Annotated in this window: 29 protein-coding genes, 2 tRNA genes and 1 other RNA gene; 20 read left to right on the top strand and 12 right to left on the bottom strand. The window is 67.0% G+C overall.

Features of this window, described 5'->3' with window-relative positions; translation table 11 throughout:
* Nucleotides 1-13: 13 nt before the first annotated feature.
* Nucleotides 14-1,690, top strand: coding sequence for a DNA repair protein RecN (gene recN / locus C8D93_RS03240; protein WP_110263699.1), 1,677 nt, complete (start codon nucleotides 14-16; stop codon nucleotides 1,688-1,690).
* 55 nt (nucleotides 1,691-1,745) lie between these two features.
* Here recN and fur read toward each other — a convergent pair whose 3' ends face one another.
* Nucleotides 1,746-2,150 (bottom strand): ferric iron uptake transcriptional regulator, encoded by a 405-nt coding sequence (fur, locus tag C8D93_RS03235; protein WP_110263698.1) that lies wholly within the window; start codon nucleotides 2,148-2,150, stop codon nucleotides 1,746-1,748.
* A gap of 59 nt (nucleotides 2,151-2,209) precedes the next feature.
* Between fur and C8D93_RS03230 the strand changes: the two genes are divergently transcribed.
* Nucleotides 2,210-2,647, top strand: coding sequence for an outer membrane protein assembly factor BamE (locus C8D93_RS03230; protein ID WP_110263697.1), 438 nt, complete (start codon nucleotides 2,210-2,212; stop codon nucleotides 2,645-2,647).
* Between the two features lie 7 nt (nucleotides 2,648-2,654).
* On the opposite strand, the gene C8D93_RS03225 is transcribed toward C8D93_RS03230, so the two are convergent.
* Nucleotides 2,655-2,954: an RnfH family protein gene (locus C8D93_RS03225; protein ID WP_110263696.1), complete on the bottom strand. Its 300-nt coding sequence runs from the start codon at nucleotides 2,952-2,954 to the stop codon at nucleotides 2,655-2,657.
* 43 nt (nucleotides 2,955-2,997) lie between these two features.
* The gene (locus C8D93_RS03220) at nucleotides 2,998-4,383 is read right to left on the bottom strand and encodes a sodium-dependent transporter (protein ID WP_110263695.1); all 1,386 of its coding nucleotides are present in this window, start codon (nucleotides 4,381-4,383) and stop codon (nucleotides 2,998-3,000) included.
* Between the two features lie 154 nt (nucleotides 4,384-4,537).
* On the opposite strand from C8D93_RS03220, the gene smpB reads away from it, so the two are divergent.
* Together smpB and ssrA are read left to right on the top strand one after the other, a co-directional pair.
* A complete protein-coding gene (gene smpB / locus C8D93_RS03215) occupies nucleotides 4,538-5,017 on the top strand; it encodes an SsrA-binding protein SmpB (RefSeq protein ID WP_110263694.1) in 480 nt (159 codons plus the stop codon).
* A gap of 45 nt (nucleotides 5,018-5,062) precedes the next feature.
* Nucleotides 5,063-5,416: a transfer-messenger RNA gene (ssrA, locus tag C8D93_RS03210) on the top strand.
* Between the two features lie 77 nt (nucleotides 5,417-5,493).
* Here ssrA and pspF read toward each other — a convergent pair.
* A complete protein-coding gene (gene pspF, locus C8D93_RS03205) occupies nucleotides 5,494-6,546 on the bottom strand; it encodes a phage shock protein operon transcriptional activator (RefSeq protein ID WP_110263693.1) in 1,053 nt (350 codons plus the stop codon).
* Between the two features lie 192 nt (nucleotides 6,547-6,738).
* On the opposite strand from pspF, the gene C8D93_RS03200 reads away from it, so the two are divergent.
* From C8D93_RS03200 to C8D93_RS03165, 8 genes are all read left to right on the top strand, one after another.
* On the top strand, nucleotides 6,739-7,005 hold the full coding sequence (locus tag C8D93_RS03200; RefSeq protein WP_110263692.1) for a hypothetical protein: 267 nt from the start codon (nucleotides 6,739-6,741) through the stop codon (nucleotides 7,003-7,005).
* 49 nt (nucleotides 7,006-7,054) lie between these two features.
* Entirely contained in the window at nucleotides 7,055-7,759 is a 705-nt protein-coding gene (pspA, locus tag C8D93_RS03195) for a phage shock protein PspA (RefSeq protein WP_110263691.1), read from the top strand.
* A gap of 43 nt (nucleotides 7,760-7,802) precedes the next feature.
* On the top strand, nucleotides 7,803-8,042 hold the full coding sequence (locus tag C8D93_RS03190) for a hypothetical protein (protein ID WP_110263690.1): 240 nt from the start codon (nucleotides 7,803-7,805) through the stop codon (nucleotides 8,040-8,042).
* Nucleotides 8,035-8,427, top strand: coding sequence for a PspC domain-containing protein (locus C8D93_RS03185; RefSeq protein WP_110263689.1), 393 nt, complete (start codon nucleotides 8,035-8,037; stop codon nucleotides 8,425-8,427). The genes C8D93_RS03190 and C8D93_RS03185 overlap by 8 nt, the downstream gene beginning before the upstream one ends.
* Before the next feature lie 74 nt (nucleotides 8,428-8,501).
* A complete protein-coding gene (locus C8D93_RS03180) occupies nucleotides 8,502-9,197 on the top strand; it encodes a TetR family transcriptional regulator (protein ID WP_110263688.1) in 696 nt (231 codons plus the stop codon).
* Nucleotides 9,198-9,606: 409 nt separating this feature from the next.
* Nucleotides 9,607-9,882, top strand: coding sequence for a PepSY domain-containing protein (locus C8D93_RS03175; RefSeq protein ID WP_110263687.1), 276 nt, complete (start codon nucleotides 9,607-9,609; stop codon nucleotides 9,880-9,882).
* 15 nt (nucleotides 9,883-9,897) lie between these two features.
* Nucleotides 9,898-10,575 carry a response regulator transcription factor gene (locus C8D93_RS03170; RefSeq protein ID WP_110263686.1) on the top strand — a complete coding sequence of 226 codons (678 nt, stop codon included), beginning with the start codon at nucleotides 9,898-9,900 and terminating at the stop codon, nucleotides 10,573-10,575.
* A 22-nt stretch (nucleotides 10,576-10,597) separates the two neighbouring features.
* The gene (locus C8D93_RS03165; RefSeq protein ID WP_170123867.1) at nucleotides 10,598-11,926 is read left to right on the top strand and encodes an ATP-binding protein; all 1,329 of its coding nucleotides are present in this window, start codon (nucleotides 10,598-10,600) and stop codon (nucleotides 11,924-11,926) included.
* Between the two features lie 20 nt (nucleotides 11,927-11,946).
* On the opposite strand, the gene orn is transcribed toward C8D93_RS03165, so the two are convergent.
* Nucleotides 11,947-12,498 carry an oligoribonuclease gene (gene orn, locus C8D93_RS03160; protein WP_110263840.1) on the bottom strand — a complete coding sequence of 184 codons (552 nt, stop codon included), beginning with the start codon at nucleotides 12,496-12,498 and terminating at the stop codon, nucleotides 11,947-11,949.
* A 72-nt stretch (nucleotides 12,499-12,570) separates the two neighbouring features.
* Between orn and C8D93_RS03155 the strand changes: the two genes are divergently transcribed.
* From C8D93_RS03155 to C8D93_RS03140, 4 genes are all read left to right on the top strand, one after another.
* Nucleotides 12,571-13,938: a pyridoxal-phosphate dependent enzyme gene (locus C8D93_RS03155; protein WP_110263684.1), complete on the top strand. Its 1,368-nt coding sequence runs from the start codon at nucleotides 12,571-12,573 to the stop codon at nucleotides 13,936-13,938.
* A 12-nt stretch (nucleotides 13,939-13,950) separates the two neighbouring features.
* Nucleotides 13,951-14,802 (top strand): haloacid dehalogenase-like hydrolase, encoded by an 852-nt coding sequence (locus C8D93_RS03150; protein WP_110263683.1) that lies wholly within the window; start codon nucleotides 13,951-13,953, stop codon nucleotides 14,800-14,802.
* 61 nt (nucleotides 14,803-14,863) lie between these two features.
* Nucleotides 14,864-16,024: a cystathionine gamma-synthase gene (locus C8D93_RS03145; RefSeq protein WP_110263682.1), complete on the top strand. Its 1,161-nt coding sequence runs from the start codon at nucleotides 14,864-14,866 to the stop codon at nucleotides 16,022-16,024.
* Nucleotides 16,025-16,053: 29 nt separating this feature from the next.
* Nucleotides 16,054-16,389, top strand: a complete 336-nt coding sequence (locus tag C8D93_RS03140) for a 4a-hydroxytetrahydrobiopterin dehydratase (RefSeq protein WP_110263681.1) — start codon at nucleotides 16,054-16,056, stop codon at nucleotides 16,387-16,389.
* 28 nt (nucleotides 16,390-16,417) lie between these two features.
* Here C8D93_RS03140 and recR read toward each other — a convergent pair whose 3' ends face one another.
* From recR to ppsR, 3 genes are all read right to left on the bottom strand, one after another.
* Nucleotides 16,418-17,017, bottom strand: coding sequence for a recombination mediator RecR (gene recR / locus C8D93_RS03135; RefSeq protein WP_110263680.1), 600 nt, complete (start codon nucleotides 17,015-17,017; stop codon nucleotides 16,418-16,420).
* A gap of 41 nt (nucleotides 17,018-17,058) precedes the next feature.
* Nucleotides 17,059-18,765 carry an alkaline phosphatase D family protein gene (locus tag C8D93_RS03130; protein WP_110263679.1) on the bottom strand — a complete coding sequence of 569 codons (1,707 nt, stop codon included), beginning with the start codon at nucleotides 18,763-18,765 and terminating at the stop codon, nucleotides 17,059-17,061.
* Between the two features lie 141 nt (nucleotides 18,766-18,906).
* A complete protein-coding gene (gene ppsR, locus C8D93_RS03125) occupies nucleotides 18,907-19,740 on the bottom strand; it encodes a phosphoenolpyruvate synthetase regulatory kinase/phosphorylase PpsR (RefSeq protein ID WP_110263678.1) in 834 nt (277 codons plus the stop codon).
* Between the two features lie 70 nt (nucleotides 19,741-19,810).
* Here ppsR and ppsA point away from each other — a divergent pair, with 70 nt between their 5' ends.
* The 4 genes from ppsA to C8D93_RS03105 all read left to right on the top strand — a co-directional run bounded on the left by ppsA (nucleotide 19,811) and on the right by C8D93_RS03105 (nucleotide 23,150).
* Complete coding sequence (gene ppsA / locus C8D93_RS03120; protein ID WP_110263677.1) at nucleotides 19,811-22,183, top strand: phosphoenolpyruvate synthase; 2,373 nt, start codon at nucleotides 19,811-19,813, stop codon at nucleotides 22,181-22,183.
* Nucleotides 22,153-22,860 (top strand): ribonuclease T2 family protein, encoded by a 708-nt coding sequence (locus tag C8D93_RS03115; protein WP_110263676.1) that lies wholly within the window; start codon nucleotides 22,153-22,155, stop codon nucleotides 22,858-22,860. The genes ppsA and C8D93_RS03115 overlap by 31 nt, the downstream gene beginning before the upstream one ends.
* 18 nt (nucleotides 22,861-22,878) lie before the next feature.
* Nucleotides 22,879-22,954 (top strand) — tRNA-Ala (locus C8D93_RS03110).
* A 120-nt stretch (nucleotides 22,955-23,074) separates the two neighbouring features.
* Nucleotides 23,075-23,150, top strand: a tRNA-Glu gene (locus C8D93_RS03105).
* Between the two features lie 135 nt (nucleotides 23,151-23,285).
* On the opposite strand, the gene C8D93_RS03100 is transcribed toward C8D93_RS03105, so the two are convergent.
* The 4 genes from C8D93_RS03100 to C8D93_RS03085 form a co-directional block, all read right to left on the bottom strand.
* A complete protein-coding gene (locus C8D93_RS03100) occupies nucleotides 23,286-24,197 on the bottom strand; it encodes an SOS response-associated peptidase family protein (RefSeq protein ID WP_110263675.1) in 912 nt (303 codons plus the stop codon).
* Nucleotides 24,198-24,376: 179 nt separating this feature from the next.
* The gene (locus C8D93_RS03095) at nucleotides 24,377-24,631 is read right to left on the bottom strand and encodes a hypothetical protein (RefSeq protein ID WP_110263674.1); all 255 of its coding nucleotides are present in this window, start codon (nucleotides 24,629-24,631) and stop codon (nucleotides 24,377-24,379) included.
* Between the two features lie 240 nt (nucleotides 24,632-24,871).
* A complete protein-coding gene (thpR, locus tag C8D93_RS03090) occupies nucleotides 24,872-25,441 on the bottom strand; it encodes an RNA 2',3'-cyclic phosphodiesterase (protein ID WP_110263673.1) in 570 nt (189 codons plus the stop codon).
* Between the two features lie 21 nt (nucleotides 25,442-25,462).
* A complete protein-coding gene (locus C8D93_RS03085) occupies nucleotides 25,463-25,849 on the bottom strand; it encodes a hypothetical protein (protein WP_110263672.1) in 387 nt (128 codons plus the stop codon).
* Between the last annotated feature and the right edge of the window lie 35 nt (nucleotides 25,850-25,884).

The raw sequence follows: 25,884 nt of genomic DNA, 5'->3' as shown, positions 1-25,884 counted from the left end.
TTCTGCTTTCAACATGCTGAAAGCGCTAACCATTTCCAATCTCGCCGTCATCGAGTCCGTGGACCTCGAGTGGAGCGGCGGCTTCTCCGTGCTCACCGGCGAGACCGGTGCCGGCAAGTCCATCCTGATCGACGCCATCGGCCTGATCGCGGGCACCCGCGCCGACAGCGGGCTGATCCGCGGCGACGCCGAGCGTGCCGAAGTCAGCGCCCAGTTCGAGATCCGGCCGGATTCGGCCGCCGCCGCCTGGCTGCGCGAGCATGCGGCCGAGCAAGCCGACGACCCCACGGCGCTGGTGATCCGTCGCGTGCTGCAGGCCAGTGGTCGTGGCCGCGCCTTCGTCAACGGTGCCGCGGTCACGACGGCGCAGTTGCGCGAACTCGGCGAACACCTGATCGCGATCTTCGGCCAGTCCGAAAGCCAGACCCTGCTGCGCGGCGAGGTGCAGCGCGATCTGCTCGACGACTATGGCGGTCATGAGGCGCAGCGCTCCGCCGTGGCCGCCGCGGCCCGGCATGCCGCCGCCGTCGATCGCGAGATCGGCGCGCTGCGCAGCGCCGCCAGCGGCGATCCGGCACAGGTCGAATTCCTGCGATTCCAGGTCCGCGAACTCGACGCGCTGCAACTGGCCGCCGGCGAACTCGAATCACTCGATGCCGAGCACAGACGCCTGGCCGGTGCCGGGCAACTGCTGCAGGACGGGGGCGGAACGCAGGAACAGCTCTACGGCGGCGACGACAGCCTCTACGACCAGCTCGCGACGGCGCGCAGCCGCATCGACGCCCTCACCGGACTCGAGCCGGCCTTCATCAATGCACGCGACGCCATCGACGGCGCCATGGCCCAGGTGGAGGACGCCGCCGAGACACTGCGCCAGGCACTCGAACGGCTCGACCTCGACCCCGAGCGGCTGGCGGCCGTGGAAGCGCGGATGCAGGCCATCCACGACCTCGCCCGCAAGCACCGCGTGCGCCCGGATCAACTCGCCGATCACCATGCGGGGCTGCGCGAGCGACTCGACGGCCTCGAGCACGGCAGCGAACGGCTGGCGGCTCTCGAACGCGATCGCGCGCGCGCAATCGAGCAATATCGCAGCGCGGCGGCAGCGCTGTCGAAACTGCGACAGGCCAGTGCGACACGCTTCGCCAAGGCCGTGCAGACGATCGTGCGCACGCTCGGCATGCCGCATGCGCAGTTCGTGGTTGCCGTCGACAGCGCCCCGGACGCGACCGTGAGCGCGCACGGCGTCGACACCGTGCGCTTCGACTTCACCGCCAACGCCGGACTGACGCCTCGGCCCCTGGCCAAGGTCGCATCTGGCGGCGAACTGTCGCGCGTCTCGCTGGCAATCGAGGTCGCGGCCCTGCATCGCGGCGGTGCACCGACGATGATCTTCGACGAGGTGGACGCCGGCATCAGCGGCGCCGTCGCCGAGATCGTCGGCCAGCGTCTGCGGGCGCTCGGCGCCGATCGCCAGGTGCTCTGCGTCACCCACCTCGCCCAGGTGGCCGCCCAGGGACACCATCATTACGGCATCCGCAAGCAGACCCGCCGCGGCAGCACGTTCACCGCCGTCGAGGCGCTCACACAGGCACAGCGCGTTGCCGAACTGGCACGCATGCAGGGAGGCGTCGAGATCACGGACGCCACGCTCGAACACGCCGAGGACCTGCTGCGCCGCGCCACCTAGCTGCCCAACCCGGCGCGGATCGCGACACCCCTGTCGCGGGATTCAATACGGGCGGCTACTTCTTCTTGGGGCGCACGTACAGGACCAGGTTGTGGTCCTCGACGAGGTAGCCGTGCTTCTCGGCGATGGCGTGCTGCAGCTTCTCGATGTCCTCGCTGACGAACTCGATCACCTTGCCGGTCTCCAGGCAGACCATGTGGTCGTGATGGTGACCGCGCTCGAGTTCGAACACCGCCGAGCCGCCCTCGAAATGGTGACGCCGCACCAGCCCGGCCGCCTCGAACTGCGTGAGCACGCGGTAGACCGTAGCCAGGCCCACGTCCTCCTTGAGATCGATCAGCTTGCGGTAGATCTCTTCGGCGGACATGTGCCGACGGTCGCTGCTCTCGAGCAGCTCGAGAATCTTGAGCCGCGGCAGGGTGACCTTGAGGCCGGCATTGCGAAGATCGGAGGTTTCCACGACAGTGTCCGTCGATGTGTTTCGGCTATTATCCTCCCTCTTCTACGCTGGGCAAACCGATGCGTCTCGTTTTTTTTCTCGCCTGTGCCTGCGCGCTCGCCGGCTGCCAGATCATCTACAAGCTTCCGACCCGCCAGGGCAACGTGATCGAGCAGAAGCAGCTGGATCAGCTGCAGACCGGCATGACGCGCGAGCAGGTCCTGTTCCTGATGGGCACGCCGCTCGCCGCCAGCCCGTTCCGCGAGGATCGCTGGGACTACGTCGGCTACTACAAGTCGCCGCGGGGCCGCGAGGCCAAGCGCGTGGTCACGCTGTACTTCGACGAGGCCGGCACGCTGGCGCGGATGGAGGGCATCGAGCGGCAGGCTGACGACTCCGCGATCGAGGACCCGGATCTCAAGACCGTGCTGCGCGAGGAAGAACGTGACGCCAACGAGGAAGAGCGCGAGGCCAGCGAGGACAACCGCGAAACCGGGGTGATTCTCACCCCCGAGTGATTCCGCGTCAGCCCGCCTTCTTCGACCGCGCCGCGCGCTCGCGACGCATCTGCTTGGGGTCGGCGATCAGCGGGCGATAGATCTCGATGCGATCCGCTGCGCGCACCGGTGCGTCGAGCGCCACGACATGGCTCCAGCGGCCGACGCGGTTCGTCTCCAGGTCGATCTCCGGGAAGCGGCGCAGGATGCCCGAGCGTTCGATCGCTTCGCGCACGGTCGCGCCGGGACTGACGTCGATCTTCAGGATCACCTGCTCGGACGGCAGCGCGTAGGCCACTTCGATCTGGATCAGGTCGCCTTCGGACATCGGTTTCGGAAGAACGGTCGGGGGAAGTCGCGCGGGTATCGGGTCAGCCGGTCCAGAACCGGACCAGCCAGTCGAGCACGCCGCTCGCATACAGCAGGACGACGATCAGGCTCAGCCGCGCCGGATACCGCAGCGCGAAGAACCACGCCGGATACAGCCAGCGGTCGCGATCGCCCCACATGGCCGAGATCAGGTCGCGCGGCATGATACTGACGACGAACACGCAGACCAAGAGCCCGGTGGCCGGCGCCAGCCAGCTGGCGGTCAGGAACTGCACCCACTCGAAGAAGTTGCGTCCCGCGAGTTCGAAATCCTGGATCACGCTGAACGACAGCAGGCTGCCGAGCCCGAGATACCAGATCATCAGCGCACTGCTGGTCGCGGCGAACACGCGGGTCCAGCGCAGGCGGTCGATCAGGTAGCGCGTCAGCGGTTCGAGCAGGGCCGTCGCCGAACACAGCGTGACGATGAACAGCGCGGTGAAGAAGCCGACCCCGAACAGCGTGCCACCCACGGACGACGGCAGGCTGCGCGGCACGACCTGGAAGATCAGCGCCAGCCCGGGCGCCGGCTGCAGACCGGCCGCGAAGATCATCGTGAACAGCGCCACGCCCGCGATCAGGCTGAACGCCAGGTCGATCAGCAGGATGCTCAGCGCCAGGCGTTTCACCGGCGCCGCGACGGCGAGGTAGACGCCGAGATTCATCATCACGCCGATACCCAGGCTCATCGTGAAGAAGGCCTGATGCATGGCCTCGATCACGCCGCGCCAGCCGAGCCGCGAGAAGTCGGGTAGCAGAAGCCAGCGCAGCGCCGGCATCGCATCGGTAGTCGCCACCGCGTAGCAGCACAGCGCCAGCAGCAGCAGGGCGGCCGACGGCATCAGGCGGATGGCCGCACGCTCGATACCCTCGCGAAACCCGTGTGCGACGACGACGCAGGCGATGACCATGAACAGCGTGTGCCAGGACAGGCTTCGTTCGGGATCGCGCGCCAGTTCCAGGAACACCTCGGTCGCCGCCTGCTCGCCCACACCGCTCAGGGCGCCGCTGGCGACCCGGAACGTGTAGGCCATGCTCCAGCCGGCGATGATGCTGTAGTACGACAGGATCAGGACGGCCCCTGCGAGCGCCATGCCGCCGACCAGCTTCCACGCACGGCGCGCCGACGCCGCATCGGCCAGACGCGCGAAACCGGCGATCAGGTCGTCCCGCGCCCAGCGCCCGAGCATCCATTCCGCGGCCAGCAGCGGCGCGGCGATCAGCAGCAGCGAGAGCATGTAGACCAGCAGGAACGCCGAACCGCCGTACTCCCCCATCAGATAGGGGACGCGCGTCAGGTTGCTGATGCCGATCGTTGCGCCGGCCGCGACCCAGACGAAGTTGCGTGACGACGACCAGTAGCCGTGACTGCTCTCGCGGATATTCACACGGTCGCCCCGTTGCTCTCCTCGCACCGCATGCGTTCTTGCCCCCTCGGCAGTCGTCCGATCCGCCGGCAGTCGGCGCGACGCAAGTCTAGTGGAGCCTCGCCGGCTCGGCATCCTCGTCCTGCCGCGACGGCGCGCCTCCTATAATCGGCACATGAACCAGAAGCAGAAGAAGGACGAGCCCTCGCGCACTATCGCCGTCAACCGGCGCGCACGCCACGACTACCACATCGAGGAACACTATGAGGCCGGCCTGTCCCTGCGCGGCTGGGAGGCGAAGAGTCTGCGCGCCGGACGGGCGCAGATCACCGAGGCCTACGTCACCGTCAAGAACGGCGAGGCCTTCCTGATCGGCGCCCACTTCACGCCGCTGAAGCACACCTGCACGCACGAGATCGCCGACGCCACGCGCACGCGCAAGTTGCTGCTGCACCGGCGGGAGCTGGCGAGCCTGATCGGCAAGGTCGAACGCGCGGGCTATACCCTGGTCCCGCTCGACCTGCACTGGACGCATGGTCGCGCCAAGCTGGAAGTCGGCCTGGCCAAGGGCAAGAAGCAGCACGACAAGCGCGCCGACATCAAGGAACGCGACTGGCAACGGCAGAAGGAAAGGATCATGCGGCACAGCGCTTGAACTTTCGGTGTCGCACCCCATCTACTGATACACTCAACCGACTTCGGGGCTGACCGGTTTCGACGCTGGTAACGGAATCCGAGGTGCATGCCGAGGCGTCACGTCCTCGTTAATCCCGTGGCAACCAAGCTAGTTGCGAACGACTCCAACTACGCCCTCGCCGCCTAAATCCGGCGAGCGTTTGCCCCACTGGTTCCGATGCCGGTGGATGCGAACGTCGACTCTCATCGGATCGCGACGGAGCCCGCCCTTGGCCGAGTTGCTAAAACCCTAAGGGGCTAAGCGGTGGCGATCCGTGCCGGTCCGGGAGCCACCGACGAAAATCAAAGAGCGGCTAAGCATGTAGAGCCGAGGGCTACGAATCGGCGGACGCGGGTTCAATTCCCGCCAGCTCCACCAATTCCTGCTCGTGCAGCGACCTGACGACTCCGCGGATATCGCGGAGCTCGTCAGGTACCGCTTTGCGCCCCTTCCATTCAGGCGCTCTGCTGGGCGGTTTCCAGCAGCTTGTACTTGCGCAGCATCCCGCGAAACTGGTGATAGCTCAGGCCGAGCAGTTCTGCGGCCCGTTTCTGGTTGTAGCGCCCCTCCACCAGTGCCTGCTGCAACAGCCGGGTTTCGAAAGCAGCGACTTCGGCGGACAGGTCCACCGGCAGGCTCGACTGCATCTGCTCGGGCTCGGTTCCAGGCTCCTCGCGCGCAGCAGGCGCCTCGCTCGCTGCGGCGGCAACGGTCGTCCGCGGACGGTACGGCGACGCGAAGGGATCGAACTCGACGCGCTCGACCACCTGCCGTTCGTGCTCCAGCCGGTAGACGGCGCGTTCGACCACGTTGCGCAGTTCGCGGACGTTTCCCGGCCACTCGTACTGCAGCAGGGCGCGCTCCGCGGCCGGCGCGAATCCCGCGAAGTACTCGCGGCCGAGCTCCTGCGCCATGCCTTCCGCGAACTTCTGTGCCAGCAGCAGCACGTCCTCCCGGCGCTCACGCAGCGGCGGCACCGTGATCACGTCGAAGGAGAGGCGGTCGAGCAGATCCTCGCGGAACCTGCCGGCACGCGCCGCCGCCGGCAGGTCGACGTTCGCGGCACCGACCAGGCGCACGTCGATCTTGATCGTCTCGCTCGAACCCACGCGTTCGAACTCGCCGTACTCGACGACGCGCAGCAGCTTTTCCTGCAGGCGCATCGACATCGACGCGAGCTCGTCGAGAAACAGCGTGCCGCCGTTCGCCAGCTCGAAGCGACCGACGCGCGCGCGCGCGGCGCCGGTATAGGCGCCGGCCACGTGGCCGAACAGCTCCGACTCGAGCAGCTCTTCGTTGAGCGCCGCGCAATTGAACTTCACGTACGGGCGCGCCCAGCGCTCCGACAGATAGTGCAGTCGCGCCCCGATGAGCTCCTTGCCGGAACCGCGCTCGCCGATGATCAGGACCGGCTTGGCCAGCGGCGCGACCCGCGACACCTGTTCGAGGACGGCGAGGAAGTTGTCGGCCTGGCCAATGATCGGATCGGGAGCGGCGCGGTAGTCCATCGCGCAATTCTGCTATGCGATGGTGAATTTCGCCACCACATGGCATCTCCAGCCCGGTCTGGCGTCCCCCGCGCTTCTACGTTTCGCCGGTTTTATACGTATATTCAAATACTTGTGAAGGATCTCGAGACTTGGCACAGGCTTGGCGTTAATGACGGCACACAGACCACACGCCGCAAGGGATTCGCTGCCATGACCACCAACACCTACAAGACGCTGCCCCGCCTCGCCGCCACCGGCCTCCTGATGCTCGGTTTCGCCGGCACGGCAACCGCCGGCGATCTCGGCCAGCGGGTCTCGACCGGTGTCGGCCAGATCATTGCCGCGCAGGGCAACGCCGCACTGGAGCAGATCCGCGAGGACCTGCGCGAACGCATCGAACAGACGCTGCAGCCGCTGACCCCCGCCCCGCGCGGCGTGGCCGATGCGGCCCAGGCGAATGCCGACCGCCCCGCCTAGTAGCGGATCGCGGGACAACAGACTTCACTGCTTCACTGAGGAAATCATCATGGGCATCTTTTCGCGACTCTCCGATGTCATCAACTCCAACATCCACGCCATGCTCGACAAGGCGGAGGATCCGGAGAAGATGGTCCGGCTGATCATCCAGGAGATGGAGGACACGCTGGTCGAGGTGCGCTCCACGGCCGTGCGCTCGCTCGCACGCAAGAAGGAACTGCAGCGCCAGATCGCGCAGCTCGATGCGGATGTCCACGACTGGGAACGCAAGGCCGAGCTCGCGATGACCAAGGACCGCGAGGATCTGGCGCGCGGCGCGCTGTCGGCGCGCCAGCGCCTGATCGACCACAAGCAGGCGGTCGACAAGGAGCTGGCGCACGTGCACGACGAGATCGTCAAGCTCGACGACGACACCGCCAAGCTCAAGGCCAAGCTCGCCGACGCGCGCCAGCGGCAGAAGTCGATCATCCTGCGTCAGCAGTCGGTGTCCTCGCGCCTGAAGGTCAAGACGCAGATCAACGACAACAAGATGACGGACGCCATGCTGCGCATGGAGCAGTACGAGGGCAAGATCGACCGCATGGAAGCCGAGCTGGAGGCCTACGACCTGGGCACGCGGACCGTGTCGGACCAGTTCGCCCAGCTCGAGTCCGACGACAAGGTCGAGGCGGAACTGGCAAAATTGCGCAGCAAGTTCGGCAAGGGCGAGGCGCCGGCGGCGGGGCCGGAGACGGACGACTCCGCCAACCGCTGATGCCGACGCCGTCCACCGCTGAACATGGGAGCCCGTAAGCGTCATGGTCGAACTCATTCCGCTGGTTGCGATCATCTCCATCTTCGTGATCCTTCCGGGGATGGCGATGTACTTCGCCGACCGCAAGCGGCGCTGGCAGTCCGAGCACGCCGCCAAGCCGGCTGCCGGAAACGCCGAGCTCGTATCGCTCGCCGAGAAAATGGAGCGGCGCATCGACGCGCTGGAACAGATTCTCGACGTCGAATCACCCGGCTGGAGGAAAAAGTATCGTGAGCATGCGTGAACGTGTCCGCGAAGCCGGTTTCTTCGATCGGCTGCGCCGCTTTCCGAAGCAGGGCTGGATTGCGGGCGTCTGCGTCGGCCTGGCCGAGTTCTTCGACTGGAACGTCAAGCTCATCCGGCTCGTGTTCGTCGCCGCCTTCATCATCAGCGGCTTCTTCCCCGTCGGCGTCATCTACCTCGTGCTGTGGTACCTGATGGACGAAGACGAGGCGCCGCGCCGCCGCAGCGCATCGTGGGCGGATACGCCCCCGTCGACGGAGCCGCCGACGCCATCCGAGCTGCGCGCCCGCTTCACGCGCCTCGAACAGCGACTGCGCAACATGGAAGCCTGCGTGACCAGCGACGAGTTCGAACTGCGACGGGAGCTCAGAAAGCTCGAGGGCTGACGCCGGGGCGGCGATGATCGGTCGAGATCCGGCCGATCCGTCACAATGCGGTTGGCCCTACCCGTCCGCTCTCGATGCCGCGCAAACCCGCACACGAACAGTTCGACACGCTCAAGACGATCCAGGAACGCGCCTTCGACCTGTTCGGACGATACGGCTACGAGGGCGTGTCGATCGGCGACATCGCCGAGGCAGCCGGGCTGTCCAAGGGCGCCCTCTACTGGCACTTCAGGGGCAAGCAGGCCCTGTATCTCGACTGCCTGCGGCGACTCCACGCGATCTTCCACACCTACGTGCTCGATCCGGTGAGGCTGGAACCGGAGCCGGTCCAGGCCGTGCTGTCGCTGTTCACCGGACTGCAGCGTCTGCTCCAGGACCCGCGGGTGGCCAACGGTGTCGCCGGCTACTGGCTCACGCCGTCGACCCCGGAGACCGCCGTCATCATCGACACGCAGCGCGCTTTCGAGTCCGTCGCCGTGCAGACGCTGCGCGAGGCCCTGCAGCGCGGTGTCGACCGTGGCGAGCTCGATTTCGACGGCGACCTGGATCCGCTGGCACGCGCCATGGTGTCCCTGATCGAAGCCTGCGTCCTGCCGCTGCGGCACCAGAGCCCCGAGGAGGTGCGCAGCCTGCTCGGCGTACTGGCCCGCACGCTGTTCCGTGCCTACGCCCGCTCGGACGAACTGCGGCGTGCCGCCGAACGCACGCTGCAGGCCGATGTCGCAGAGCCGCGCCGCCGCTTGTCGAGGTCCCCCCGCCCGGCGCGCTGAGGACCGTTCGCGCCTTGCCTGCGTCCGCCCGACCGCTCGTCGATGCCGGATGCGCGGCCGGCGGAAACGGGGGGCCGGCGGCAAGGCAGTTCAGGACGAATTCATGTGGCGGTCATAGGCTTTGCGGTCATATCGACGCTCGCAGGCCCGTGTTCGTTCGGGCCGCGCGAGGGGTGCCTGGCCCGGACGGCAGTGCCGTGGGACGGGTCCGATTCCGCAGTGGTTCGTCGCGAACGGAAGCCGGCGACCCCTGCAGTGCCGGGCATGGCAGGCACGGCCGCATCCAGGTGTGCTATTGAAGCAAGGTGATCGGCAATCGATGGAGTCGGCGCTGCGGCATCCGGATCTGACATCCTCACGTAGAAGATGCGGCGGGTTCCGCAGCGCGCGTGACGCCGTCGGAGGCCTGATGCTCGGCATCGCCGCTGCCGGTGCGACGGTGCCCGTGTCCGCCGATCAGGAGGGATTGCTGCAGAGACGACTGGTCGACCCGGGCATCGTCATGCCGCGCACGACGCCGGTACCGCGGTTTCGCGAGCCGCGTCTTTCGGCCACCGATGCCGCCCGCCAGGTACAGCGTCGCTACGGCGGCCGCGTCCTGTCGGTGCAGGAAGAGAACAACGGCGGCTATCGCGTGAAAGTCCTCAAGGACGGCGAAGTCCGCATCTACAAGATCCACCCGTAAGTCCAGGAAGGCGATATGCGAGCCATGGTGATCGAGGATGACGTCGCACTGCGCGAACAGGTCGTCCAGTTTCTGACCGACGAGGGTTTTGCCGTCGACGCCGCCGGCGACGGCGAGCAGGGACTGTTCATGGCCGAGGAATATCCCGCGGACATCGCCATCGTCGATCTGGGCCTGCCCGGCGTGCCCGGCATCGACATCGTGCGCAAGGCCCGCAGCAGCGGCCGCAAGTACCCGATCCTGATCCTGACCGCCCGCGACGGCTGGGAAGCGAAGGTCGAGGGTCTCGAAGCCGGCGCCGACGACTACCTGGTCAAGCCTTTCCACCGCGAGGAGCTGATTGCGCGCGTGCGCGCGCTGCTCCGGCGCACCGGCGGCTGGGCATCGGCGCAACTGGCGTCCGGCCCGTTCGTCGTCGACGTGAGCGCCAGAACGGTCGCGGCCGACGGCAAGCCGGTCGAACTGACGAGCTACGAGTTCCGCGTGCTGGAGTACCTCGTCACCCACGCCGGCAAGGTCATCTCCAAGACCGAACTCACCGAGCACCTCTACACGGAAAACGAGGAGCGCGACAGCAACGTGATCGAGGTCTTCATCCGCCGCCTACGGTCGAAGCTCGATCCCGACAGCCAGTACAACCCGATCACCACGATCCGCGGCGCCGGTTACCGCTGGGACCTGCCGCGCAGCTGATGGCAGGCCCGGACGCCCGCCTGTGAACTCGCTGCGGACGCGGCTGCTGGTCGCGGCCGCGCTGATCCTCATCGCCTTCGGCAGCCTCACGGGGCTGATCCTCGACCGCTCCTTCCAGAACGGGATGCTGCAGGCGCAGGAGGACAAGATGCAGACGCTGGTCTACTCGCTGCTCGGCGCCGCATCGTCCGACGCCTTCGGCGACCTGACCATCGCACTCGACGCGGTGCCGGATCCGCGCCTGCGGCAACCGCTGTCGGGACTCGAAGCCGCGCTGTTCAATGACGACGCGGTCGTCGTCTGGAGTTCGGCGGACTTCCTGCGACTGACGCCACCGGCGATGCCCGAGGTCGGCGAGTGGCGTTTCGAACGGCTCGTCGACCCCAATGCCTTCGCCCTGAGCTTCGGACTGCGCTGGATCGACTCGGCCGACGACCCCAGGCGCTACACCGTCGTGGTGCTCGAGGACGCCAATGCCTGGGACCGCCAGCTGGTGGCCTTCCGCCGCACGCTGTGGCTGTGGCTGGGCACGACGCTGATCGCGCTGACGCTGGCACTGCTGCTGTTGCTGCGGTGGGGGCTCAAGCCGCTGCGCCTGCTCGGGCGCGAGCTGCAGCAGATCGAGAGCGGCCAGCAACCGCAGATCCAGGGCAGCTATCCCGAGGAGATCCAGCCCCTCGCCCGCGACCTCAACACGATGATCGCCGCGGAGCGCAGCCAGCAGACGCGTTACCGCAACGCCCTGGGCGATCTCGCGCACACGCTGAAGACGCCGCTGGCGGTGCTGCGCGGCATGACGGCGGAGTCCGGCCTCGAAGCCGGCTTTCGCCGCCAGCTCAGCGAGCAGCTCGACCGCATGCAGCACATCGTCGACCACCAGCTGCGTCGCGCCGCGGCTGCCGGAACGCGCACGCTGACCGAACCCGTACTGCTGCACGGCCTGTGCGAGAAGCTGCTCGGCGCCATGGCCAAGGTCTACGCCGACCGCTCCTTACGGGTCGAGAACGCGGTCCCGGGCGACCTGCGCCTGCGCGCCGACCAGGGCGACCTCTACGACCTGCTCGGCAATCTCATCGATAACGCGGCGAAGTACGGCAACGGCCAGGTGCGCGTCAGTGCGCTGAGCGGGTCGCGCCAGTGCCTGATCGTCGTCGAGGACAATGGCGCCGGCTTCCCCCCTCAGGCAGAGCAGCTGCTGCAACGCGGCGCCCGCGCCGATCAACGCCAGCCGGGACAGGGACTGGGCCTCGCCGCAGTGGCCGAGATCGTACAGGCCTACAGCGGACGCCTGCTGCTCGACCGCTCCGCACTCGGCGGCGCCAAGGTCATCGTCGCACTGCCGTTGCGCTGAAGGCTCCGCGCCGTCGCGGGCTATGCCGGCAGGCGCAGGAAGTGCGCGCGATAGTGCACGAGCTCGGCGATCGAATCGCGGATGTCCTCCAGCGCCAGGTGCGACGAGTTCTTGCTGAAACCCCGCGCGACCTCCGGTGCCCAGCGCTGGCACAGCTCCTTGAGCGTGCTCACATCGAGGTTCCGGTAGTGGAAATGACGCTCCAGCAGCGGCATCCAGCGTGCGAGAAAGCGCCGGTCCTGGCAGATCGAGTTGCCGCACATCGGTGAGGCGCCCGCCGGCACCCACTCCGCCAGAAACGCGAGCGTCTGCCGCTCGGCCGCCGCCTCGTCCACTGCACTTTCGCGCACGCGCTGCGTCAGACCGGACCCGCCGTGCTGGCGCGTGTTCCACTCGTCCATCGCCGAGAGTTCCGCCTCCGGCTGATGGATCGCCAGTACCGGTCCCTCCGCCAGCACGTTGAGCTGCGAGTCGGTGACGACGGTCGCGATCTCGATGATGCGGTGGCGCTCGGGGATCAGACCGGTCATTTCCAGGTCGATCCAGATCAGGTTGCTGGGGTCTGCCTTCATCTCGGACATTCGGTGATTCGCGATGGTATCTTGAGTCGACGAGCCGTCAGCCGGCAAGCGAGGAGAACGACCATGCAGCGTAGCGGCGGTGTCCTCGACACCATCGGCAGCACGCCGCTGGTGGAATTGCGTCGACTCGATACCGGCCCGTGCCGGCTGTTCGTCAAGCTGGAGAACCAGAACCCGACCGGCAGCATCAAGGATCGCATCGGCCTGTCGATGATCGAGGCCGCCGAGCGCGACGGACGGATCAAGCCGGGCGGCACCCTGATCGAGGCCACCGCAGGCAACACCGGGCTCGGCCTGGCGCTGGTCGCGGCGCAGAAGGGCTATCGCCTGATCCTGGTGATTCCGGACAAGATGGCGCAGGAGAAGGTGCTGCACCTCAAGGCGCTCGGCGCCGAGGTGCGCATCACCCGCAGCGACGTCGGCAAGGGTCACCCGGAGTACTACCAGGACATCGCCGAGCGCCTCGCCAGCGAGACGCCGAACAGTTTCTACGTCAACCAGTTCGCCAACCCCGCGAACCCGATGGCCCACGAAGCCACGACCGCCCCCGAGATCTGGGCGCAGACCGGACAGATGCTCGACGCCGTCGTCGTCGGCGTCGGCAGCGGCGGCACCCTCACCGGCCTGTCGCGCTACTTCGCCCGCGTTGCGCCGCACGTCGAGATGGTGCTGGCCGACCCGCTCGGCTCGATCCTGACCGATGTCGTGCGTACCGGCAGCATCCATAAGGAGGCCGGCAGCTGGCTGGTCGAAGGCATCGGCGAGGATTTCGTACCGCCGAACTGCGACCTGTCGCGCGTGCGCACGGCCTACGAGATCAGCGACGCGGAAAGCTTCGCCACCGCGCGCGAGCTGCTGGCCCGCGAGGGCATTCTCGGCGGCTCGAGCACCGGCACGCTGCTGGCCGCGGCCCTGCGCTACTGCCGCGCGCAGACGGCGCCCCGGCGGGTCGTCAGCTTCGTCTGCGACAGCGGCAACAAGTACCTGTCGAAGATGTACAACGACTTCTGGATGTTCGACCAGGGCCTGCTCGAACGGCCGCGCGAAGGCTCGCTGCTCGACCTGATCGTGCGCCGCTACGCCGAAGGTTCGGCGGTCACCGTGCGGCCCGACGATACCCTTCTGCTGGCCTACCGGCGCATGAAGCTGTTCGATGTCTCCCAGGTGCCGGTCATGGACGGCGAACAGCTCATCGGCATCGTCGACGAATCCGACATCATGCAGCACGTGCACCTGGACCCGGCACGTTTCAACGATGCGGTGTCGACCGCGATGGTCACGCAGCTCGAAACGGTGTCGCCGTCGACGCCGGTCGCGGAACTGATGCCGATCTTCGCGCGCGATCACGTGGTGATCGTCGCCGAGGGGCGCCGCTTCGTCGGCCTGATCACGCGCATCGACCTGCTCAACTACCTGCGCAAGCAGCTCTGATAGCCTTTCACGATGCACGAGACCATCGCGGTCGTCTTCGACTTCGACGACACGCTCGCCCCGGACACGACCAGCGGCTTTCTGCGGCACTGCGGGCTCGACGATGTCGGCCGCTTCTGGAAGGAACGTGTCGACCCCCTGATCACCCGCGACGACTGGGACCCCGTTCCGGCCTACCTGCACGAGATGATCGCCGCCGCCCGCGACGGACGGCTGCCGCCGATCACCCGCGAGCGGCTCGCGCAATGGGGCCGCGAGGCGCCGCTGCACCCCGGCGTCGAGACCCTGTTCCCTCGCCTGCGTTCGGCCGCCCGGGAAGCCAATCCGAGCGTGAAGGTCGAGTTCTACGTGATTTCCAGCGGCATCGGCGACGTGCTCCGGCATACCCGCATCGCGCACGAACTCACCGACCTCTGGGCCTCGGAGTTTCACTACGACGAACAGGGCCACGCCAGTTTTCCCCGCCGCATCATCAGCTTCACCGACAAGACGCGGTACCTGTTCCACGTGCAGAAGGGCCTGGTCGGCGCGCAGCACCGCGGCAAGCCTTTCGAGGTCAATCGCAAGCTGCCGGCAGACCGCCTGCGTGTGCCGCTGAGCCAGATGATCTTCGTCGGCGACGGCTACACCGACATACCGTGCTTCTCGCTGCTCAAGCAGCACGGCGGCATGCCGATCGCGGTCTACGACCGTCAGCGCGAGGAGAAGTGGGGCAGCGCCTTCCAGTTCGTGCGCGACGGCCGCGTCGCCAACCTGCACTCCGCGAACTACGGCGAGGATTCCGACCTCAGCACCTTCCTGGTCATGGCCGTGCGCAGCCTCGCGACCGACATCGCCCTGACGGCCAGGACCTATCAGGGGTGATGCCGGCTGCCGGAACGCACCGGCCGACGCCACGGACCGCCTCATCGAGGAATACCGCACCATGAACGCCGAGACCCGATTCGCGACACGCTGCATCCACGCCGGACAGGCGCCGGATCCGACGACCGGCGCGGTCATGCCGCCGATCTACGCCACCTCGACCTACGTCCAGGACAGCCCCGGCGTCCACAAGGGCTACGAGTATTCGCGAACGCACAACCCCACGCGCTTCGCCTTCGAACGCTGCGTCGCCGACCTCGAGTCCGGCACGCGCGGCTTCTCCTTCGCATCCGGCCTGGCGGCGACGGCGACGCTGCTCGATACGCTCGAACCGGGCGCGCACGTCATCGCCTCCGACGACATGTATGGCGGCACCTACAGGCTGTTCGCGCGCGTGCGCGAGAAGAGCGCCGGCCTGCGTTTCAGCTACGTCGACCTGCGCGAGCCGAAGAACGTGGAGGCGGCCATCACGCCGCAGACCCGCCTGATCTGGGTGGAAACGCCGTCAAACCCCATGCTCAAGCTCGCCGACCTATCGGCGATCGCGGAGATCGCGAAACGCCACGGCGTGCTCGCAGCCGCCGACAACACTTTCGCGAGCCCCTTCCTGCAGCGTCCGCTCGAGCACGGCTTCGACCTGGTGATGCACTCGGCCACCAAGTACATCAACGGACACTCGGACGTCGTCAACGGGCTGCTGATCGTCGGCGGGCATGCCGAGCTGGCCGAGCGCCTGGCTTTCCTGCAGAACGCCGTCGGCGCGGTTGCCGGGCCCTTCGACAGCTTTCTTGCGCTGCGCGGCGTCAAGACGCTGGCGGTACGCATGCAGCGGCACTGCGAGAACGCGCTCGCGCTCGCCGCATGGCTGGAGGCGCATCCGAAGGTCGCGCGTGTCCACTACCCCGGCCTGCCGTCGCACCCGCAGCACGCGCTTGCCCGACGCCAGATGCCGCGCGGCTTCGGCGGCATGATCTCGATCGAACTCAACGGAGGACTGGACGACGCCCGGCGCTTTCTCGAACGCTGCGAGCTGTTCGCCCTCGCCGAATCGCTCGGCGGCGTCGAGAGCCTGATCGAGCACCCGGCGATCATGACGCACGCCAGCGTGCCCGCGGACGCGCGCGCGCAACTGGGCATCAGCGACACGCTGTGCCGCCTGTCGGTCGGCATCGAGGACTTCGACGATCTGCGCGCAGACTTGGAAACTGCGCTCAGGGGCTAAACTGGCGCCCCCCACCTTCAGGCCGCGACATGTCCGATCTCAGCAAGAAGCACTGCGTCCCCTGCGAAGGCGGCGTGCCGCCACTCGACCTCGCGGCCGCGACGACGCTGCGCAAGCAGCTTCACGAACGCTGGCGCATCGTCGAGGACGGCAAGGCGATCGCCGGCAACTTCAGCTTCGACAACTACTGGCAGACCACCGCCTTCGTCAACGCCGTCGCCTGGATCGCCCATACGCAGGACCATCACCCGGACATCAGCTTCGGCTACAAGAACGCCAGCGTGCGGTACTCGACACATGCGGTGGACGGTCTCAGCGAGAACGATTTCATCTGCGCGGCGAAGATCGACACGCTGCTGAGCTGACGGCGCACAAGCACTCCAGGCCGGCTGCTCAGAGGCTCCTGCGGCCCGACAGGGCATGCGCAAGCGTGCCGGCGTCCACATACTCGAGCTCGCCGCCCATCGGCACACCGTGGGCGATACGCGTCACGCGGATGTCGCGCGCGCGGCCCATCTCGGCCAGGTAGTAGGCCGTCGCCTCGCCCTCGACCGTCGGATTGGTGGCGAGGATCAGCTCGCGCACCCAACCGGCGTCGAGCATCGCGCCCAGCCGCGGGAGGCCGAGTTCCTCGGGACCGACGCCGTCAATCGGCGACAGCCGCCCCATCAGCACGAAATAGCGCCCGCGATACGGCGTGTTCTGTTCGATCGCGACCAGATCCGCCGGCCCTTCGACGATGCACAGCTGCCCGGTCTCGGCCCGCTGCGCGCTGCAGTAGCGGCAGGCCTGGTCTTCGCAGAACATGCGGCACTGTTCGCAGCGGCCGATGTTGTCGAGCGCATCGACGAGCGCGGCACCCAGCGCGCGCGCGCCATCGCGCTCGCGCTCCAGCAGGTGAAAGGCCATGCGCTGTGCGGACTTGGGGCCGACGCCGGGCAGGCGGCGCAGGGCTTCGATCAGGCGCGTCAGGCGCGGGGAATACGGAGTCACCGCGCAAGCATAGCCGTTCGCCGCCGTCGGCGGACGCGGACCTACGGCGCCAGCGGCGGTGCGTCCGGCTTCGGCTGCGTCTGCTCGCCGGCGATCAGACGGCGGCTGCCGGCTTCCACGGCATACGCCGTGCCGAAGGCTTCGCCGGCATCGGCGCGATCGATCGCGTCCACGTACCAGTGCTCGCCGGTCAGGCGCTCGGGCGTGATGTCGAGCAGCAGATAACCCTTGCGCGCGAGATCGACGTACTTGATGTGCGGATTGAGCAGCCGCAGCAGCGGCGTCAGGTCGTTGAGCGCGTCGAGGCCGGGCGAGGTGACCGAGGTACAGACGAACTCGACCCCCAGCGATCCGCTGCCGTCGATCGGGCTGTAGACCAGCGGGTTGGCCGGATCACGCGACAGGTCCATGCACCAGGAGGTGTGGATGTCGCCGGTCAGTACCACCGGATTCGGCACCTGCAGCGACTCCAGCAGATCGAATACGCGTGCGCGCTCGGCGCGATAGCCGTCCCACTGGTCGGTGTTGATGATCAGGCCGCCGGTGCTGACGACGGGCAGCGACTGCAGCAAGGCCTGCAATTGTTCGACCGCAATCCCGGTCAGCACCGACAACTCCGGCAGGCTGGGGATGCGGAGCTGGCCGAACATCACCTGTTGCCCGAGCACCTGCCAGGTCGCCGTGCTCGCACCCAGCCGCTCGCCGAGCCAGCCAAGCTGCTCGGTTCCCAGCAATGCGCGTTCGGCGTCGTTGATCGACGCCGCGTCGGTCAGGCCGGCCTGCAGGTCACGGCCGATGATGCGCGTATCCAGCATCACGATGTCGGCCAGATCGCCGTAACGGAAGTCGCGATAGATGCGTTCGGGTCGCGCCGGATCGACCGTCCGGATCGGCAACCACTCGTGGTACGCCTGGATCGCCCAGGCCTTGCGCTGCTGCCACAGGCCCTCGTCGCCTTCCGTGTGGTTGTTGGCGCCGTCGCGCCAGGAATTGTCGGCCGTCTCGTGATCGTCCCAGATGGCGACGACCGGATGCTGGCGATGCAGGGCCTGCAGGTCGGCGTCGAGACGGTACTGGCCGTATCGCGTGCGGTAGTCCTCGAGCGTGAGAATCTCGCTGGCGGGCTCATAGGGCCGGAAGCTGCCGTACTCGCCGCTGCCGTATTCGTAGATGTAGTCGCCCAGGTGCAGGACCACGTCCAGATCCGCGCGTTCGGCCAGCCGTCTGTAGGCATTGAACAGACCGTGCGCGAGGCTCGAGCACGAGGCGACGCCGATGCGCAGCCGCGCCGTCGCACCTTGCGGCGCCGTGCGCGTGCGCCCGACCGGCGAGGCGACATCGCCCGCCTTGAACCGGTAGTAGTAGGTCGTGCCCGGCTGCAGACCCGTGGCGTCGACCTTGACCGTGTAGTCGCGATCCGCGTCGGTCCGCGTCGAGCCGCCGCCCACCGGCTGGCTCAGGGCCGCGTCCGCCCAGATCTCGTAGTCCACCTCGACGCTGCCGCCGTCGATGCCGCTGACCCGCGTCCACAGGATCACGCGGTCGACGAGTGGATCGCCGCTGGCCACGCCGTGCCGGAACTCGGCCGTGCCGCCGCCGGGCGCGCGACCCCCGGCCTCGTCGCTGGAGCCGCAGCCGGGCAGCAGGCCCAGACTTCCGACGGCGGCCGATCCCAGGGTGGCGCGACGCAGGAAGTCGCGGCGGCTGAGTGTGACGGTACGGGGCTTGCGCTGGCGCGGTGCGGACATGGCGTGTACTCGAGAAAGGGCGGGACGGCCACGCACGACCCCGGTACGCCGTCAACGGCGCATCACCCGGCAACAGGTACAGGCTCTCCCAGAATGTGGCGAGTTTACTGCCGGATGGTTGCCGGACCGTGACGCCGCGCGCTACGCGCCCGGATAGCCGTGTTTGCGCAGGTGCTTTTCCTGCAGCACCACGGTCGCGATCTCCTCGATCGACATGCTCGCCGAGTTGACGTAGGGAATGCCGCGGCGGCGATACAGCTGCTCGGCCTGGCGCAGCTCGTACGCGCACTGCTCCAGGGACGCGTAACGCGAGCCGGGTCGCCGCTCGCTGCGCACCTGCGCGAGGCGTTCCGGGTCCGAGGTGAGCCCGAAACAGCGCGCCTCGAGCCCCTTGAGTGCGAGCGGCAGCCGCAGCTGCTCGAGGTCGTCCACCGTCAGCGGAAAGTTGGTCGAGTACAGGCCGTGCTGCAGGGCGAGGTACATGCTGGTCGGCGTCTTGCCGCAGCGTGAGGGCGCGATCAGGATCAGATCGGCGCGCGTCAGGTCGCGGGTCGAGGCGCCGTCGTCGTGCTCCATCGCGTAGTGCACCGCCTCGATGCGCTCGTCGTAGCGGCGCCTGTCGGCGACGCCATGGGCCCGCCCTTGCGCATGCGTCGAGCCGAGCTTGAGTTCGCGCTCCATCTCGTGGATGAACAGGTCGAACAGATCCATGAACAAACCGTCGACCTGCCGCAGCATCGTGCGGACCTCATCGCTCACGGTGGTGCTGAAGACCAGGGGTCGGTGCCCCGTCTGCTGGCCGACGAAATTGATATAGTCCACGGTGTTTTTCGCACGTTCCGCGGTGTTGACGAATGGCAGCGTGGTCTTGTCGAACTCCAGGCCATCGAACTGCGTCAGCAGCGTGTTGCCCAGGGTCTCGGCCGTGATGCCGGTACCGTCGGACACGAAGAAAACGGGACGTGCAAGAGTCATATTCAGGGCATGCGGACGCGGCGCGGCCGCGGTCCGTTCACTTTACCTGCAAGCGGGACTGACGTAGCGAATGAGCAAGACGGTTTTGTGGTACTCCGCGCTGGGCATGCACGATGTCGAGACGGTCGGCGGCAAGAATGCCTCGCTCGGCGAGATGATCCGCAGCCTCGCCGCCTCCGGCGTGAGCGTGCCCAACGGCTTTGCCACCACCGCGGACGCCTACCGTGAGTTTCTCGCCTACGAGAACCTTGCCGGTCGCATCCAGGACATGCTCGGCGGCCTCGACGTCGACGACGTGCGCAAGCTCGCCGAAACCGGCAGCGCGATCCGCGCCGCGGTGAGCGCGGCGCCCTTCCCCGCCGCGCTGGAAGCGGACATCCGCAGCCACTACGAACAGCTGGTGGCGGAATCCGGCGCCGACATCTCGGTGGCAGTGCGCTCCTCGGCGACGGCAGAGGACCTTCCGGACGCCTCTTTCGCCGGTCAGCAGGAGACCTTCCTGAACGTCCAGGGCATCGACAACGTCCTGAGCGCGATCAAGGAGGTCTTTGCCTCGCTCTACAACGATCGCGCGATCGCGTACCGCGTGCACCACGGCTTCGACCACGCGGCCGTGGCCCTTTCGGCCGGCGTGCAGCGCATGGTGCGCTCGGACAAGGGCGCCAGCGGCGTCATGTTCACGATGGACACCGAGTCCGGCTTCCAGGACGCGGTGTTCATCACGGCGTCCTACGGGCTGGGTGAAGCCGTCGTCCAGGGGGCGGTCAACCCGGACGAGTTCTATGTCTACAAGCCCGGCCTCAAGGCTTCGCGGCCGGCCGTGCTGCGCCGCAACCTCGGCGAGAAGGCGCGCAAGATGGTCTACACGGCCGACCGCACGCTCGGCAAGACGGTGGAGTTCGTCGAGGTGGCTGCCGCCGAGCGTCGTCGCTTCAGCCTGAATGACGACGAGGTCCAGGCCCTGGCGCAGCAGGCCCTGATCATCGAGGCGCACTACGGCCGCCCGATGGACATCGAATGGGGCAAGGACGGCATCGACGGCAAGCTGTATATCCTGCAGGCGCGTCCGGAAACGGTGAAATCGCGGGCGAGCACCAACGTCCTGCGCCGCTACAAGCTCAAGAACAAGGGGACCGTGCTCACCGAAGGCCGCGCGATCGGCCAGAAGGTCGGCGCCGGCACCGTGCGCATCCTCGACTCGATCGAGCAGATGACCCGCGTGCAGGCCGGTGACGTGCTGGTGACGGACATGACCGATCCCGACTGGGAGCCGATCATGAAGCGCGCGAGCGCGATCGTGACCAACCGCGGCGGTCGGACCTGCCACGCCGCGATCATCGCGCGCGAACTCGGCATTCCGGCGGTCGTCGGCTGCGGCAACGCCACCCAGGTGCTGGCCGATGGCGCCGCCGTGACCGTGTCCTGCGCCGAAGGCGATACCGGCTACATCTACGAGGGCCACGTCGACTTCCAGGTCGACGAGGTGGCACTCGACAAGATGCCGGATGTGCCGGTCAAGATCATGATGAACGTCGGCACGCCGGAGCAGGCCTTCGACTTCGCCGCGCTGCCGCACCGCGGTGTGGGTCTGGCGCGCCTGGAATTCATCATCAACCGCCAGATCGGCATCCATCCGCAGGCACTGCTCGAACTCGACCGTCTGCCGCCGGAGGAGCGGCGCCTGATCGATCCGATGATCGCGCCCTACGGCAACCCGATCGACTACTTCGTCAAGCGTCTGGCCGAGGGCGTCGCCACGATCGCGGCGGCTTTCGCGCCGGAGCCGGTGATCGTGCGCCTGTCGGACTTCAAGTCCAACGAGTACGCCAATCTCATCGCCGGCCAGCGCTACGAGCCGCACGAGGAGAATCCGATGATCGGATTCCGCGGTGCGTCGCGTTACATCTCGCCGGCCTTCCGTCCCTGCTTCGAGCTCGAATGCCGTGCACTGAAGTACGTGCGCGACGAGATGGGCCTGACCAACGTCAAGGTGATGGTGCCCTTCGTGCGCACGCTGGACGAAGCCCGACAGGTCGTCGACATCCTCGCCGACAACGGTCTGAAGCGCGGCGAGAACGGCCTGCAGCTCATCATGATGTGCGAGCTGCCGTCGAACGCCGTGCTCGCGGAACGCTTCCTCGAGTACTTCGACGGTTTCTCGATCGGCTCGAACGACATGACGCAGCTCACGCTCGGTCTGGACCGCGACTCCGGACTGATCGCACACCTGTTCGACGAACGCGACGAAGCCGTCAAGGCCATGCTCGCGATGGCCATCGGCGCCTGCCGCAAGCACGGCAAGTACATCGGCATCTGCGGCCAGGGGCCGTCCGACCATCCGGCGCTCGCGCGCTGGCTGCTCGATCAGGGGATCGAGTCGATGTCGCTCAACCCGGACACCGTCGTCGAAACATGGCTCTACCTCGCCGGACAAAAGGCCTGAAGGCAGCGCTGGTCGCGATCGTCGCCCTGGCGACGGCGGCGGCCTGCGCCGGGTCGGCATCGTCGGAGCGTCCTGGCGCCTTCGACTACTGGATCCTCGCCCTGTCGTGGTCGCCGCAGTTCTGCCGCGCCCAGCCTTCGAGCGAGCAGTGCGAGACGGCGCGCGGCTTCATCGTGCACGGGCTGTGGCCGCAGCACGAACGCGGCTATCCGGAGTCCTGCGGCCAGCGCGAGCGCGTGCCCGAGGAGCTGATCGAGCGCATGTCTCCGCTGATGCCGAGCGCCGCGCTGGTCAACGGTCAGTGGCGCAAGCACGGCACCTGCAGCGGCCTCGACATGAAGGACTACTTCTTCAATGTCGAACGTGCGTGGCGAACGGTCGTGGTTCCGCCGGAGTACCGCGACATGCAGACGACGATGCACACCAGCGTGCGCGACATCGAGAATCGCTTCATCGAGCTGACCCCCGGCCTCACGCGCGAAAGCGTGGCCGTACAGTGCAGCGGACGCTGGCTGCGCGAGGTGCGCATCTGCCTCGATCGTGACTTCCGTCCCCGTGCCTGCGGGCTGGATGTCGAGGATCGCTGCCGCTCCGAGGTACACATTCGGCCGGTGCGCGGACGCGTCGTTCGCCGACGCCCAAAAAAATCATTCCAAACCAGAAACGTTTGGGTATAATGCGCGCCCCTAGCGCGTGGGGCTATAGCTCAGCTGGGAGAGCGCTTGCATGGCATGCAAGAGGTCGTCGGTTCGATCCCGACTAGCTCCACCAAATCGTTTGCCGGGTCTGTACGATCAAGCCGCAGCCGGCGCAGCCTCGAGCCGCGCTGCCCACGGTGCACCGATCCGGCAATCGCGAATGTCCCCAGGGCCTTCGCAAGCCGTTTGCCTCGTCCCCATCGTCTAGAGGCCTAGGACATCGCCCTTTCACGGCGGTAACCGGGGTTCGAATCCCCGTGGGGACGCCATATGATTCAAGAACTTAGCCCGATTTCACGATCGGGCTTCCTTGTTTTGGGTAATCGCTAGGTCATTTCGGGACCGATCATGCAGCGGGGAGCCCCGCTCTGCGCACCTGCGCTCTTTGGTTCGGAGCAGCCTCGTCAGGCTGCGATCCGGTGCTCGTAATAGGGCCGCTCCCGATCATCGAGAATCCGCTGCATCGCCGCCGTATCCCCATTCGGCTGCAGCCAGGCATCAAGGTTCTCGGCCTTGATCGGAATGATGCAGCGATCATGACCCGCCTCTGCGACTTCCGCCGGCGGCTCATCGGTAATCGCTGCAAACGAGTACAGCTCATCGCCGTCACGTCCGACCCAGCGTGACCAGAGACATGCCGCCAGCATGGTCTGCCGGGTTTGCGGCTGAAACTTCAGGATGACGTTCTGGCCATCGCGCTCAACGTGCTCGAAGAAAGCCGAGGCCAGGACCACGCCGTGGGTCTGCCCAAACTGCTCCTTCCAGAACTTCTCGAGGTTGTCGCGCCGGGCGTTGTAGAGCGTCGCGAGCTTGTCGATGGTCGGCGGCTTGCCGGCCGGGCGAAGCATGTATCGCATCGGCACGATCTGGCGTTGACCGTCACGCCAGATCAGTACCGGTGCATAGGAGTTCGGGAAGATCCTGCAGTCACGGGACTCGACCGTTGTCCGCTGGGCACTGTCGATCCACTCCAGCAACTGCTCGACCTTGTTATTGGCGATGCGCTGGCTCTCGGCCGCTGCTTTCGTGTGCTTCTCCGCGAGCTTTCGCTCCGCATCCGCCAGGCGCTTGCGCTGCTTGAACAGCTCCTGCTCCCAGCCACGTACGCTCTGCGTGTTGAAGTCGTCGATGGACTGCCGGATGCGGCGCTCGTCTTCGGTCTGCGGATTCGCAAACCAGCGGTCGATCATCTTCGGGATCTTCGCCTTGCTCTCGAAGCGGTGTCCGTAGAGCGCGTCGAAGTCCTTGATCGACAGCGTGCCGCCGTAGAACTGGTATTCCTCGAACGCGGCGACGAGTTGGGCGGAGTAGCACATGCCCCGAGCTTAGCGCCGCTTACGCAGACAGAAAAATCCCCCAGTGGCTGCGGGGCCTACCGGGGGGAAGATTGGTGCGTTCGTCCCATGGGTGTGGGGCCAGATCACTCTATGTCGCCCATCTCGACGGGAGCGTGACGTAGCACTCAGGCCATCCGCGTCGAGCCGCTCTGTTCGCGTCAGGCTGCGAAGCGCATCACGCTGTCGGGCGCCGGCGCGGATGCGAAATTGCGCATCGACTGCTCGACCTGCTCGGTGCGGATCGCATCGACGCGGGTGCAGATGGCCCAGGCCAGTGCGGTCGCCCGGTCCGCATCCAGCTCAAACGGCTGGCCATCCATCAGGACCACGATCCTGTCCCCGCAGCGCACGACATCCGTCTGCTGGACCGAAGGCACCGACAGTTCGGATACGACGATCTTCGACTGGCTCATGGCATTCCCCGTCTCGTTGATGTGAGACCAGCATGACGGGATCGCACAGCGCCGGATATTGGCCGAACGTCTAATCCGGAATTAGCCGTTTGGCTAATAGGCAGGCGGTGATGAAGGGCCTACTCTGAATTCGCCTCATTCCCTCCCTCTAGCGGTGAGGCCGCGGTTGCCCCCCGAGGCTTCCCTTAACCCTCGGGGGCGCACCGCACTTTCGGTCGCAGCGAGATTTGCTCTCGCTGTTTACAGCAGCGACAGCTGCTCGGTGCTTGAGGCCGCCGCCCCGCCCTTGAGCAGCCACTGCTGCAGCACCTCGTAACGCGATCCGTCCGGCGTCAGCGTGCTGCTCACCAGCGCGAAGGTATCGGCGGTCCAGGTCACGACCATTGTGCGCGTCGGTGGCAGCTTCTCCGGCACCTTCATCACCGAGACATGCGGGGTGAAGCGCCGATCGCCGGTGAAACCGACACTGCCGGTGCGCAGCAGCACTTGCGCGCGTAGCGCGTCGAGCGCCGGCGGTGTCTGACGCATGCCCAGCCACCAGGTCCCGCCCTCGCCGAAGGTGCGGGCGTGGTCGATCGTCATCTCGACGGGATCGCCGCGGACCAGACTGAGCGCCTGGCGCAGGGCCGCGAGCTGCTCGTCGGTGATGCCATCACCAAGAAACTGCAGCGTCACGTGGTAGTTCTCGGGGGCGATCATCCGCCTGCGCTGCGGGTTCATGCGGATCGCCAGATCCTTGGCGGTCGCGTGCAGCTGGCCGCGCACTTTTGCGTCCGGCATCAGCGCGATGAAGAGTCGTCGTCCAGCCATCGGCGCAGCGGGTCCTTTTGATCAGTGCAGCGAGCGGTCCGGTGCACCGGCTTCGCTCATTTCGGCGAGGACTGCCGCGTGCGCGGGGCGGGCGACGCGCGCGGCAAAGCCATTGGCCAGCACCGCCTCGACGATGGCCTTGCACAGCCGCTCGTGCGAAAACTCCCGATGCTTCGGATCGAGGGGCTGATCGATCAGACCGGTGTGGCGCTGCCAGTCGGGGGTGATCAGGTGATCGACGTCGTCGCCAGCGATGCCGCCTTCATCGATATCCCAGATGAACACCCCATCGGCGATGCTGAAGGTCACGAAAACCGACTGGCCGTCGGCTCGGGTCAGGTACGCGGCCACCGCCTCGGCAAAGGTCCGGGCGAACTGGGTGACGGCATCGTCGGATAGCGGGGTCATGCGCAGGCACCCTCGGTCGGGGATCCCGTTATATC

The organism is Sinimarinibacterium flocculans, assembly GCF_003201205.1.
Lineage (GTDB): Bacteria > Pseudomonadota > Gammaproteobacteria > Nevskiales > Nevskiaceae > Solimonas > Solimonas flocculans.
Note: the sequence above shows the minus strand (reverse complement) of the source record. Positions and strands in the feature narration are given on the sequence as shown.